General features: G+C 69.4%; 10 protein-coding genes and 3 pseudogenes. 6 read left to right on the forward strand and 7 right to left on the reverse strand.

Features of this window, described 5'->3' with window-relative positions; all coding sequences use genetic code 11:
- The 4 genes and pseudogenes from ACWD4O_RS46110 to ACWD4O_RS46125 form a co-directional block, all read right to left on the reverse strand.
- Positions 1-94 (reverse strand): annotated as a pseudogene (locus ACWD4O_RS46110) (3'-5' exonuclease); the annotation flags it as partial.
- Positions 81-326 (reverse strand): annotated as a pseudogene (locus ACWD4O_RS46115) (type B 50S ribosomal protein L31); the annotation flags it as partial. The pseudogenes ACWD4O_RS46110 and ACWD4O_RS46115, both read right to left, overlap by 14 nt.
- 45 nt (positions 327-371) lie before the next feature.
- Positions 372-536, reverse strand: a complete 165-nt coding sequence (rpmG, locus tag ACWD4O_RS46120; protein ID WP_451289078.1) for a 50S ribosomal protein L33 — start codon at positions 534-536, stop codon at positions 372-374.
- Positions 537-1,546: 1,010 nt separating this feature from the next.
- A complete protein-coding gene (locus ACWD4O_RS46125; protein ID WP_451289079.1) occupies positions 1,547-2,041 on the reverse strand; it encodes a lamin tail domain-containing protein in 495 nt (164 codons plus the stop codon).
- A 548-nt stretch (positions 2,042-2,589) separates the two neighbouring features.
- Between ACWD4O_RS46125 and ACWD4O_RS46130 the strand changes: the two genes are divergently transcribed.
- From ACWD4O_RS46130 to ACWD4O_RS46145, 4 genes and pseudogenes are all read left to right on the forward strand, one after another.
- Positions 2,590-3,657 (forward strand): XRE family transcriptional regulator, encoded by a 1,068-nt coding sequence (locus tag ACWD4O_RS46130; RefSeq protein WP_451289080.1) that lies wholly within the window; start codon positions 2,590-2,592, stop codon positions 3,655-3,657.
- Positions 3,654-4,847, forward strand: coding sequence for a M20 family metallopeptidase (locus ACWD4O_RS46135; RefSeq protein ID WP_451289081.1), 1,194 nt, complete (start codon positions 3,654-3,656; stop codon positions 4,845-4,847). The genes ACWD4O_RS46130 and ACWD4O_RS46135 overlap by 4 nt, the downstream gene beginning before the upstream one ends.
- A gap of 545 nt (positions 4,848-5,392) precedes the next feature.
- Positions 5,393-5,707 (forward strand): annotated as a pseudogene (locus ACWD4O_RS46140) (TfuA-like protein); the annotation flags it as partial.
- 382 nt (positions 5,708-6,089) lie between these two features.
- Positions 6,090-6,743 (forward strand): hypothetical protein, encoded by a 654-nt coding sequence (locus ACWD4O_RS46145; protein WP_451289104.1) that lies wholly within the window; start codon positions 6,090-6,092, stop codon positions 6,741-6,743.
- Here ACWD4O_RS46145 and ACWD4O_RS46150 read toward each other — a convergent pair.
- Positions 6,636-7,886: an MFS transporter gene (locus tag ACWD4O_RS46150; protein WP_451289082.1), complete on the reverse strand. Its 1,251-nt coding sequence runs from the start codon at positions 7,884-7,886 to the stop codon at positions 6,636-6,638. The genes ACWD4O_RS46145 and ACWD4O_RS46150 overlap by 108 nt on opposite strands.
- Positions 7,887-8,377: 491 nt before the next feature.
- Here ACWD4O_RS46150 and ACWD4O_RS46155 point away from each other — a divergent pair, with 491 nt between their 5' ends.
- Together ACWD4O_RS46155 and ACWD4O_RS46160 are read left to right on the forward strand one after the other, a co-directional pair.
- The gene (locus ACWD4O_RS46155) at positions 8,378-8,500 is read left to right on the forward strand and encodes a DUF6417 family protein (RefSeq protein ID WP_451289083.1); all 123 of its coding nucleotides are present in this window, start codon (positions 8,378-8,380) and stop codon (positions 8,498-8,500) included.
- Positions 8,501-9,207: 707 nt separating this feature from the next.
- Positions 9,208-10,191 (forward strand): hypothetical protein, encoded by a 984-nt coding sequence (locus ACWD4O_RS46160; RefSeq protein ID WP_451289084.1) that lies wholly within the window; start codon positions 9,208-9,210, stop codon positions 10,189-10,191.
- Positions 10,192-10,439: 248 nt separating this feature from the next.
- Here the strand turns inward: ACWD4O_RS46160 and ACWD4O_RS46165 are convergent, their stop codons facing one another.
- Both ACWD4O_RS46165 and ACWD4O_RS46170 read right to left on the reverse strand, forming a co-directional pair.
- On the reverse strand, positions 10,440-10,667 hold the full coding sequence (locus ACWD4O_RS46165) for a hypothetical protein (protein WP_451289085.1): 228 nt from the start codon (positions 10,665-10,667) through the stop codon (positions 10,440-10,442).
- A gap of 393 nt (positions 10,668-11,060) precedes the next feature.
- Entirely contained in the window at positions 11,061-11,852 is a 792-nt protein-coding gene (locus ACWD4O_RS46170) for an AraC family transcriptional regulator (protein ID WP_451289086.1), read from the reverse strand.
- Between the last annotated feature and the right edge of the window lie 8 nt (positions 11,853-11,860).

Consider the following 11,860-nt stretch of genomic DNA (forward strand, 5'->3'; position numbering starts at 1 on the left):
TGATCGGCATCATGCCCTCGGCGACGCCGACCAGGAAGACGACATCCCACTCCAGGCCCTTGGCCGAGTGCAGGGAGGCCAGCGTGACGCCCTGGGCGGCGCTCGAAGCGCCCCACTCGGCCGGCGGTGTCCACGACCCGCGAGGCCCCGGTGTAGAACGGATGACTCGCTGACGAGATCTCGACATCGATCAGCGGGTAGGTGTTGCCGTCCTCCCACTCGATCGTCTCAGCCGAGGTCGCTGTGGAGCGGGCAAGGAATAGGGCGTTTGCGGCGCGATCGCGAAACGCGACCTGCCGGGAGTCGGGGTGAATGCGCGGCCTCATGGGGTCTCGTTCCTCATGGCCGTCCGCCCAGGGCGGAGGCGTGGTTCAGCGCTGCTCGCGGAAGGGGACGTGCTTTCCGGCGAGCGGGTCGTACTTGCGCAGGACGAGCCGGTCGGGGTCGTTGCTGCGGTTCTTGCGCGTCACGTAGGTGACGCCGGTCCCGGCCGTCGACTTCAGGGTCACGACGGGACGCACGGTGTTGCGTGCCATGAGGCCTTCCTTTCGCCTACACCGCCGATATTGACCGGCGCATGTCATGTTCGTGATATGGAACAACCGCTCCCGCCGCCCCATTCCCGGCCCGGCACGAAGTGCCCACTGCCGCAGACATGCCAGCGTGGATGCTTGCGGCAGGTCGGCAAGGTCACCGATGCGCTGCGTATCTGCCTGGCACCCACAGAGCATCAGCGCCGGTCGTGCTCGTCGACGCCGACCTGTGCTTGGGGCACGGTCCGGCCACCCCGCGTCCGACGGCGGGGCGAACCGCGGCTGCGGAGCTCCCGTCCGGCGGGACGTCGGCGCCGAGTCCGTGGGAGAACTACGCGCGGGCGGTCACCGAGTGGATGGAGTTCCCCTGGCCGAGCACGGGGGTGAGGCTGTTCGACTCGCGGGAGCGGTTGAGGGCGGGCTGAGCCGGTACGCCGAGCATCGGGCGGCGGGGCCGACGGGCGGGCCTCCGCCTCGGCCGGACTCGGCCCGTTGGCAGGCGGGGCGCTCGGCGGCGGCCTGGACGGCATCGCGGGCGCGGTGGCGTGTTGGCCGACCGCCCTCTGGACCTCGCGATTCGGCCGGGACCACGGATGCCCTGGCTTCCCTGCGCGCGCATATGACACGTCGAAGTCGGGCATCCAGAGCTCGCCGTCGCTGAACGCGAGAATCGGATGACCGCCTGTCCGTTCCGGCTGCGAGTTGTCCACAGACGCCGGTCAATTCCGTCCCTCGCGGCGAACGAGGAGGCCGCCAGCATGACGAGGCCGGGCCGCTGGGCGCGCGCGACGGTCACGGCGCGGGCAGCAGACTGAGCGCGCTCCGAGGAGCAGGCCGAAGCGGCCGACGAACCTCGGAGGCCGAATCCTCTCGTTGCCGAACGCCTTGACGCGGGCTCGGGGCGGTGGTCATCACCGGGGGAGCGGCCCGGAAACCCGTCTCCTCCTGCCCAGTCCTGCGGGAGGAGACGGTCACGGTCTCCCGGTCAGGCCGATGCGAGCGTGGGCTGGCTGTCAGCCGTGGTAGTTGATGTAGCCGTTGCCGTCGGCGTCGTTGGCGCGCTTGGTGTAGGAGTGGACGTCCGCTTTGGCGCCGGTGGGCTTGAGCAGGTTGATGGTGTCCTTGTCGTTGTTCCAGATGAAGTTGCAGTTCTGGCGGTAGACGAGGTTGCCGGCGTCGGAGTCGGTGCCCTTGCCGCCGCGCAGTTTCACGTAGTCGCCGGGTTCGAGCTTGTGGCTGGCGGTGAAGGTGAACTTGTTGCCCGTGGCGTCCTTGACGACGTAGCCCTTGAGGTCGACGGTCGCGGTGCGGGAGTAGTTCTTGATCGTCAGGTATTCGTCCTTGGTGTTGCCGCCGGTGCACCGGTTGGAGTCGTTGCCGGGGGCGTCGTACTGGACGCCCTTGATCTTCAGCGCGGACGAGTACTCGGTGGCCTGGGCCGGTCCGGCGGCGATCACGGCGATCGTGCCCGCTGCGGCAACTGCGGCCAGGGTGTGGCGCTTACGCATGAGGAAATCCCCCAGGTGTTCTTGTCGTGTGCAGATCGTGAAGCGGGCCGACGTGCAACCTTCGGGGAAGCCCTGGCGTCCGCAGATCCGGATGATCCGGATGATCCGGATGATCCGGTGTCCGGCTGGTGGCGGGCCGCCGACGCCAGCGACTGCTCCGCCTGCCTGCGGCGTCCCGCTTTCGTCCGGCCGGTGAACGACTTCGCGTCGTACACGACCGGTTCGCCGTCGTCGGTGTACTCGAACAGGTCCCGGCCGCCGTCCCTGCCCGTCCCGTCGACTGGCTGTGCCCGCTCCCGCAGGCGCATCACCAGCAGTGTCACCAGGGACTCCGACAGCCTGGGGTTCTCGGCCAGCTTCTCCCGCGGAACTCTCACCACACGCCCACGCTACGAACCCTCTTTGACATCACGAGTCTGCCCACTACGCCGACTCCTCGTCCCGGCCCCGACCACCGTGATCATCATCGGCCGGGTCCTTGCCTGCCTTGGACGGGTTGGACGCGCGGGGGTTCCCGGAATCCTGAGCGTTGGCAAGCCGGAACCTTCATGTCAGCTGATGGCTGTGGTGGTCCCGCGCGCGGGTTCGCCGTGGTTGACGGGATCTGGCTAATCGATCGTTCGCCGGGCCGCATCCAACTGGCTGGCCCGCAGGCTGCGGCGCGCGTCTTCCTGCCGTTCTGCCAGAACGTCACAGCCGTGGGCGGCGGACGGGGCGGGCGTGGCGGGCAGTCGCAGGGACGGCTCACCACGTTCTGGTTCTGGTTCCGCTGTCTCTTCCGGGGGGAGGAGTTCAGCGGGGACAGGGAGGGGGACGGCGTGGCACAGACAGGCGGCTATGAGTCGGCGCTCAAGCTGGCTCGGACGTCGCGGAACTGGACGTTGGAAGACGCGGCTGAACGGCTGAACGCCATGACGGGGGGGGGCGACAGACGCAGTTTGATGAGCGGGTGGGAATTCGGCAGGCATCGTACCGGCGCCGGCAACCGGGCGGCCCTGTGCCAGCTGTACCGGGAGCGGTCGCAGGCGTTGTTCGCGCATCAGGACGGTGCGTCGGTCAGTGCGCTGGAGGAGTCCGGCACGGCCGTGGTGGTGCGGGTGCTCACCCGGTGGGCCGATCTGACGGAGGCCATGATCGAGGTCGTGGTGACGGCTCAGGAGTGGTTGATCGTGACGGGCAGCCGTTCTCGTGAGAAGTCGTATCTGTCAGCGATCGAGACTGCCGTCGCGCAGGTTCCTGACCTGCTGCACTACCGCGTCCTGTACGGGCCGCCGCGGCATCGGGAGCTGACGGACCATCTGCTGCGGCTGCTGGATCTGCGCGATCCACGCGAGCGTCGTCACGCGGCGCAGACGCTGCGGATCGGCATCGTGGAGCAGCCGTGGATGAGGGAGCGGCTCTTCGTGGCTTCCGAGTGCGCGGCAGTCGTTCCGCCGCCGTCGTTCCACGGCGCAGAGGGTTTCGACTGCGGGATTCTGTTGGGGCGCGAGGCTGCTGTCGGGCTGGTTCAGCACGGCCGTGAGGCGTGCGCGTCGGCGCGGCCGGTGGAGACGGCCGAAGCGGTGCTCGCGCTCGCAGCAGGCGAGAGAGCGGCAGGCAAGCGAGGAGAGACGTGAGTAGGAATCTGGTGGATGCGGCCCGGAGCCGGACGGCGTCCATGATGGAGCTGGCGCAGCGGCTGGTACGGGTGCCCTCCCGCGGCGGCCTCGACCCTTACGGCCCGGTCCTGGACGTCCTCGAGGAGTGGCTGTCCCAGCACGGGCTGCCGCACCGGCGCCTGAGCAGCCCGGGCGGAGACCTGGTCGGCCTCCTGGTGGAGATCGCCGGCGCAGAGCCCGGTTTGTGGTGGGCGCTGGACGCCTGCGTGGACACCGCGCCCTTCGGCGACGAGAGCGCCTGGACCTTCTCCCCGACATCCGGTGAGGTAAGGGACGGCTGGCTGCTGGGCCGGGGAGCAGCAGACTCCAAACTCGCGGCGGCCATGTTCTGCCACATCGCCGCCGACGTGCACGCCCAGGCCGGCCAACTAGCCGGAGGGCTGGCGGTACTGCTGGACGTCGACGAGCACACCGGAGGCTTCGGCGGCGCCCTGGCCTACCTCGCGGACCCGGACATCCCCCTACCGGCCGGCGTGATGATCGGTTATCCGGGCATGGACGAAGTGGTCGTCGGCGGCCGCGGCCTGTGGCGGGCGCGCGTCTCGGTGGCGGGCGCGTCCGGCCATTCAGGTTCCAGCCGCCCCACCACCGGCGCGATCTCCCGGGCTGCCCGGCTGATCCAGGCCCTGGACGCATGCGTTCTGCCACCACCCGCAGCCGGCGAGCCGTTCCCGCTGCCTCCCAAGATCTCGGTCACCGCCTGCCACAGCGGGGAAGGGTTCTCCGTGGTGCCCGACCTGTGCGTCCTGAACATCGACGCACGACTGACCCCGGCCTTCGGCGAAGACGACGCCCGCCAACTCGTGCACGACTTGATCACTGACCTCGACCGGGACATGCCCGGCCCCAAGGCCACCGCCGTCGAAGTCGTCGCGGTGTGGCCGCCGTTCCAGCTCCAGCCCGGCCAAGAGCCCGCCGCCGCGTTGTTCCACGCCGCCAAGGAAGCCGGGCTCGACCCGTCCGCCAAAACCGCCGGCCCGTCGAACATCGGCAACCTGCTGGCCGGCCAGGGAATCGCGGCCACCGCTGGCTTCGGAGTCCCCTACGAAGGACTCCACGGCCTGAACGAACGCGCACACCTCGCCGAACTGCCCCAGGTCTACGCCGTCTACCACCAAGCAGTCCTCGACCTGCTGCGCCCCGCCTGACATCCCAGATCGCTACCCAGGCCCGTTCCAGTCCACCTCCCAGCAAGTCCCCACTCGCGTCTCTGTCCGCTTCGGAGCGGGCGCGGTCCCATGGACACGCCAGCCGCGCCGCACCGAGGAGGTTCGCGATGGACACCGCAACGACGACCGGCCGCAGCCCGGCCCGCGAAAACTGGGAGGAGGCCGGGACGGTTCTGATCCCCGGCACACTCACCCCCGAACGCGTCGCGGCTCTCCTGGCCGAAGCGCACGAACTGCTGCCGACGGCGGCACCCCACATCCACAACCACACCAGCGCCCACCGCGACGGCTCCTTCGCCTCACCGGTGCACTGCGCGTTCCTCGACGGAGGCCCCGCCCTCCAAGCGCTGGCCTACGACAAAGAGTTCCTCACGGCGCTGCGCAAAGCGACCGGCATCCCGCGCCTCATCCCGCGCGGCGGCGCAATCGTCGTCTACGAGGACGGCGACTTCCAAGGCCTGCACGCCGACAGCGTCAAATCCACGGTCACCGTCACCGCGGCTCTGAGCGACACCCTCGCACCGATGGGCTGGGCGCCCCACCTGCGCAACGCCCACCCCGACACCCTGGCGCCGATCCGGCACAAGGAGATCCTGGCCGCCCTGGACGAGGGCGTCACCGTCGTCGGCGCCTCCAGCATGGGCGCCCTGCGCGCCGCCGAACTCCACCCCTACGGCATGATCGGCGTCGGCCGGATCTACCGCGACTACCGCAGCGGTGCCCTGGACGCTGACGACGAAGTCGCCCTCGTCCAAGGCCCTGACGACACAGCCCTGCCCGAACCCCTGGTCAACCTGCGCGCCCAGCTGCGCCGGGCGGCCGACGCCGGCCGCATCAGCCGCAGGGAAGCGCACGCACTGACCGATCTTGTCCGCTCCCTGCCCTACCCCCGCCGGTCCTGGACAGCGCTCGGCCGCGCCGCCGCGGCGGCTGACGCGCGTCTGGTCGACGCTCATGCCCGCGCCGACACCCACCGGCTCGAGCACCCCTGGGACCAAAACCCCACGACGCGCAGGAAGCGCTCGCCGTACTCGCCGCCGAGCACATCCCCGCCGACACCCCTCACACATCAAAAGCCGACGAGAGCTGGCAGAAGGAACCGTCGCGCACGAGCTTCGTGCACTACTGGAACGCCGCCTACCGCACAGGCGAGCCGGGTTCCCCGCCGTTCCTCGCCCTGCTGCAGCACCAGCAGATCTACGACCCTGCGTTCGCCGACAGGTGGCAGGCCCCCGGGTCCCGGCACACCTGGGCCAGCCCGTCGAGACCCTGGCCGCCCGCCTCGGCGGGGACCCGGCCGACCTCACCTCACAGCAGCTCGATCACTGGCTGACCGCCCAGGAACAGACCCAGCTGGACCGCCGCGAGATCCTCATCCGCATCATGGTGCGCTCCGCCCGCATGGACGGGGCCTGGACCGCATGGCCGGGCTCCCGGCAAGACGCCGGACCGCTCCTGAACGAAGACCTCGACACCGGGCTGGCCGTGGCTGACGCCCTGGCCACAAACGCCGCCGCCGAAGCCGCAGACGCCCGGCGCAGCGTGGACCACCTGGACCCCGCCCGGATCGAGGCCCACCTGCTCATCACCTGGCAGCTGCCGGCACAAGCCGAGCCACCCGCCCGGGACGCGGCCGCCCAAGACCGTGCCTTCCGCGACTTCGCCGCGGCCATGCACACCGCCCGCAACTTCTACCTCGGAGCCGCCACTGCTCCCCGCTCACCGGCAGATGGCTGCTCGACCGGCGGCAGCGCCAGCCCCCGGACCTTAGACAGCAGCAACGGCACCACCATCGCCACGCTGATCAGCACCGCACCGGCCCCAAGAACCGTCCGGACCCCGAACACCGCCGCCAGCGGCCCGGCCGCCAGGTAGCCGAGGGGCACCGGCACGATCTGCCCCAGAGTCGCGTAGGACATGACGCAGCTGAGCCGGCCGGACGGGATGCGCTCCTGCACCAGACTCGCCCGCGCCGTCATGCTCACCGCCAGGCCCGTACCCGCAGCCGCAGTCGCCACCACCAGCACAACCACCGGGGCGGCCAGCCCCATCGCGGCCAGCGGCAAAGCCATACAACCGGTACCCACGCACACCACCCACCCGACCCGAACCGGCCGCCACATCAACGCCACCGCCGCTCCGATGACCAGACCTGCCGTGAACCCGCTGACGACGACGCCCCACGCTTCGGCACCCCCCCAGATAGTCACGCCCGTAGACGGGGCCGAGCAACTGATAGCCGGCCAGCCACACAGGCACGACCACCGCGCCCTGCAGCACCATCACCCACAGCCAGCGACGGGAAGCGAAGTCGGCCCACCCCTGCCTCACGTCGAGCGTGAACCCACCACGGATCTTCGCCTTCGCAGGCCCCAGACCCAGGCGCACACACAACGCCGCCACCGCGAACATCACCGCGTCCCAGCCGATGACCCAGCTCGGGCCAACAGCCGCCACCAGAAGGCCCCCCAGGGCTGGGCCGCCGACCTTCACCACGTTCTGCCCCACTTTCAACAGGGCGTTGACTTGGTGCCGCACTTCGGCAGGAACGACCTCGACTACGACTCCGCCGGCCGCCGGGATGAAAAACGCAGACGCCGCGCCGCAGACCGCGGACATGGCGACCAGATGCCACACCTGCGCCGCACCGGTCAGGAGCAGCAAGGCGGCCGCTGCCTCCGCAACGGCGGAGACGACATTGGTCCACAGCATCGCCCTCGCCCTCGACCAGCGGTCGGCGACCACGCCACCGACCAGCAGGAGAAGGATCTGCGGCGCCGTCCCCGCCGCGAGCACCCAGCCCAGCCCGGTGGCCCCGCCACCGACGTGGAGCACCGCGAAGGCCAATCCGATCGGGGACACCGCAGAGCCGGTCCACGACAGCATGCGCGCGACGACGTGGCGGCGGAAAGGCCTGATCGTCATTGGCGCACCTGCGGCTCGCAGCCGGGCAGCCCACCCCAGGCGCGGGACCGCAGAAGCAGCCCTGCCCCTACCTGGGGGCCGCACACCACGCATGAGCAAACTCCGCCCTGGAATGACGCAGTCCCAGTGACGAGTCGTCACCGGGACACCGCGAAACCCTAGAGCACGACGGGGATCGCCAGGCACGAAAGCAACTTCTTACCCCCGGTGGGGGAGCGCCTCCTCAGCGCGCACCCGGGCCCCCTCGTGGCGTACGGATTGCGAGTCTGCGGAGGGGCGGCCGCGGCCATCGTCGATAGCCCGGCCCTCGGCGAGGACCTTGCTGGTCGTACGCTGCGTCGTTGGGCGAGAGGGACTGCCGATGGGGCTGCGGTTCCGGCCGAGTGGTCATCAGCCGTCCTCGCCACACGGAGTGATCTCTTCCAGAGGCTGGTGGAGTTGCTGCCGTCGCAGATGGCGGCGCTGCGGGTGTTCGTCGGCACGGCTGGCCGGCTGAGGACGCCGCTGCGCCGGGTCTTGCAGAGCAGGTGTGGGCGGCTGCGTGCAGCGGAGGTCGATGGCGGCTTACCCTGACGCGGGAGCAGATGGAGTCGCCGGTGTACGGGTTCTGGCTGCATAAGCGGACCGGGTCGGCTTTGGAGGCCAATCGGTTCAGCCGGGACTGCGCCGCCACGCGCCCGCCGCCGGGCGCGCAGACCTTCACGTGAGCAGCCTCCCGCCAGACAGCCACCCGTGGTGATGGTGCGAGGGTGGTTGCCAGGCGGGTGCGCGAGTGGGACGTGCTCTGGTGGAAGTCCGGGTGTGGCGCACAGCCGTGGAAAGCATGCAGCACGCTGTTCGGTTCCCCAGGGATGAAGCCGATGTCGTGCCGGACGGGCGAGATCCCTTCCGGCGACGCAGTCGCGTGAGGGAGCCTCCTGCTTTCCCGGCCGGAATGCTTCCTTCCATGGGTGGCGAAAGCTGGCGATCCTCCTGTCTGGGGGTGGCGAAGGGTGGCGCTCTTTGAATCGGGTGTCCGGCTTGAGATAGCCGACCGTATGAATAGCGAGGGACACGGCCGCCTGTGCGCCCCGCCGTGCGCGGGCGCGCGGAAGCGTTGTGTGCCCGGGGCGCGGCTTAGCGCGTCTCCGTCGCGGTTCTTCGTCGGCGCTATGCCGTGCCGAAGGCCTTCTTCCTGAGAGGAGACCCGCGCGCGTGCAGTACGCATGTGCGTTGACCTGCCATGATGCAGAGCGCTTTACATGAAGTGTGGCCTCAGTACCTTGCCGGAGTGCTCGTGTTGGCCACTGGCGCGGCGGTCGCGGCCGTCATACGCGCCTTCCGCCGGCACCGTTCGACGGCCCGCGTCCCGGACGCTTCAGTCCGCCCAGAAGAGCCTCGCTGACCTTTGCCAGACTTCACCAGGGATACACGTATGCCTTCTCGAGAAAGCGTCGTCCGACGGACGACAAAAAGCGTCGTCATTAAGACGACGCAGTCAAGTCAACCTGAAGAAATAAATCGCGCCGCGGCATGGCGGCATTTACACACCCAGCCGGAGGGCGATCCCGACGAATGGGCCGGCGAGCTGGCCCTGGCCGCCAGCCGCGAGTTCAGGCCCGCAGACCGCGACCTGACCGGTGTGGCCGCCAAATACGACGAACTGATCCAGCGGATCCGCTACCGGGATCCGACCATCGACGAAACCAGCGTGCTCGCCGCCCTCCTCGTCATCCGCACCCTGCGTGACAAGCTCCTCCTGGACGAGCGGCGCCTGATCGGCGCGGCCCGTGCGCTCAACATCACCTGGCGCCGGATCGCCGACGCCCAGGAACTCAAGAGCCGGCAGGCCGCCGAGCGCCGTTACCTCCAACTGCGCGACGACGTCGATGATGCCTCCGACGACCAGGACAGGACCCAGGCCGAACGCGTGGAGGCCGCCCGCACCCGCCGCGCCCGCCGCGCCGAGCACACCTGGGCCACCACGCACGCCACCCCGATCATCTCCCTGGCGCTGCGCCTGGACGCTGTGGACAGCCTGCAGGAGCGAGCCGACGTCTCCGAAGCGGCCCGAAAGGCGCATCAAAAGGCCAATGCGCGCGCCGTCTTCGAGGGCCAGCCCGCTCCGCCGCCGGTCCGCATGCCGTGGCCGGACCGGCTGCATGATGCGGTGGCCACCTACCTCGCACACCAGCGCGCGTTGGCCGAGTACCACGCCCGCTCGCAGCCCGAGCTCGGGGAGGACGCCCGGCCACCCCAGGGGCTGCTCCTGCCGGTGACCTACGACCGGCTCGTGTACGGCCTGTTCGGCCTCATCGGCCATGCCCTCGACATCGACCTGCCGGACCACACTGGCCTTGCCGACGAGGTCCGGGCCCTGTACGCGCAGGCTGGAGCGGCCTCACCACTGGAGGAATGAGTCCGCGGCCGTCTCGCAGCGCGGCGCTCGTGGCGGGTGCCCGCCGCGAGCCGGCGGGCACAGCAAAATCTGAGGGGACGCCGCGCCCGCCACCGCACCAGAGGAACCCAACTTCTCCTGCTGGGCAGAAGACGAGTCTCAGCACGCTGTCGGCATCGTGCAAGCGGCGCCGGCCCTGCTACGCCACGAGCGCGATCAGCCTTTTAGAGCGATCCAATGCGCGATTTGGCAGGCGCGCGCTGAGGGACTCAGCGGGCTCGGGTGACCTCGAGGATCGTGTCCGGGCAGGTGTCGAGGACTTGGGTGAGGGCGGCCTGTTCGGTGGGTTCGACGGTGAGGTCCCATCGGGTTTTGACGGCGATCCAGTCGGTGGCGTACGTGCAGCGGTAGCCCTCCGCGGGCGGCTGCCAGGTGGCCGGGTCCTGGTCGGACTTGGATCGGTTGAAAGCGCGCGGGTTCCGCGATTCTGAAGCCACTTCACGGTTCAACTCTCCCGAGGACGGCATGATTTGAGGACGGTGACACGCGGGTTCACATGCCATCAAGATCGTGACCAAGAGACTCGTTCGCTGCTCAGCGTCGCTACCAAGTCCGGTTCAGTGCAGGTCAGGGCAGTGACGAAATCCTGTGGCCAAGGGGCGATCTGCCCTCCAGGGAGATCGCCTTCCCACGGAGTTCCGCATGGGGAAATACGAGACCGTCGACACCCCCGGCTCGGTCAGTGTTCGGAAGCCGCTACCACGTCTGGGTGATGGTTCGCGCCGATCCACTCTGTGACGGAGCTCAGGATCAGGCAAAAGCCGCCTTTACCTCCGCTCAACTGCGGCAACGTTCGCGCCGCGTTCGACGCCGGACCTTGACCGCCGAGGTCAGTCAGGGCGGATGTAGGTGCCGGGCGTGTGGCCGGTGACGCGGCGGAAGGCGCTGATGAAGGCGCTGGGTTTGCGGTAGCCGACGGCCCGGGCCGTGGTGTTGACCGATGCTCCGTCGGCGAGCAGTTGGATCGCCGCCCGGATGCGGACCTGAGTACGCCAGCGGGCGAAACTGAGCCCGGTCTCACTGGGAAAGAGCCGTGACAGCGTTCTGACGCTGGCGTGGACATGATCGGCCCAGGCGGCAAGTTCACGCTGATCCGCCGGGTCTGCGATGAGCCGTTCCGCGATGGCCCGCATTCGTGGGTCTGTTGGCATAGCCACGTGGAGGTCATGGGTGGGCAGTGCGACGAGCAGAGCGAACATGAGAGCTTCGGCGTGCAGTCGACTCGGATCATGAGGGCTTGCCAAGTGAAGGTGCGCGATGAGCTCGCGCAGCAGCGGCCCGACCGCAACGCCTGTCGGCTGGGTCCAGGCAATCGGGCAGCGATCCGGGGAGAAGGCGACGGCGGACCCCTCGCCGGCACGCAACACCGCCCCACTGTGTTCGACCGCGCCAGGGATCCACAGTCCGTACCCGGGCGGGATGAGCCAATCGCGCGCTGCGGCGGTGACCGTGGCCGTCGCGCTCACGGACCAGATCAACTTGGGTTCGGGATGGGCGTGCGTCTCGATGACTTGTTCGAATTGATCTGAGCTGCCGCGGTCGATGCTCAGTATCGGTGACACCGGGGCGTCCCCATCCGCTGGGCTGGCTGCTGCGGGGTATTGATTGACCGCCATACGCATGAAGGCCA

Source organism: Streptomyces sp. NPDC002623 (genome assembly GCF_053592635.1).

Coding starts and splice junctions, on each gene's coding strand:
- rpmG (WP_451289078.1), bottom strand. CDS start 536: ATGGCACGCAACACCGTGCGTCCCGTCGTGACCCTGAAGTCGACGGCC.
- ACWD4O_RS46125 (WP_451289079.1), bottom strand. CDS start 2,041: ATGCGTAAGCGCCACACCCTGGCCGCAGTTGCCGCAGCGGGCACGATC.
- ACWD4O_RS46130 (WP_451289080.1), top strand. CDS start 2,590: ATGTCAGCTGATGGCTGTGGTGGTCCCGCGCGCGGGTTCGCCGTGGTT.
- ACWD4O_RS46150 (WP_451289082.1), bottom strand. CDS start 7,886: ATGCGTGGTGTGCGGCCCCCAGGTAGGGGCAGGGCTGCTTCTGCGGTC.
- ACWD4O_RS46155 (WP_451289083.1), top strand. CDS start 8,378: ATGGAGTCGCCGGTGTACGGGTTCTGGCTGCATAAGCGGACCGGGTCG.
- ACWD4O_RS46160 (WP_451289084.1), top strand. CDS start 9,208: ATGCCTTCTCGAGAAAGCGTCGTCCGACGGACGACAAAAAGCGTCGTC.
- ACWD4O_RS46170 (WP_451289086.1), bottom strand. CDS start 11,852: ATGCGTATGGCGGTCAATCAATACCCCGCAGCAGCCAGCCCAGCGGAT.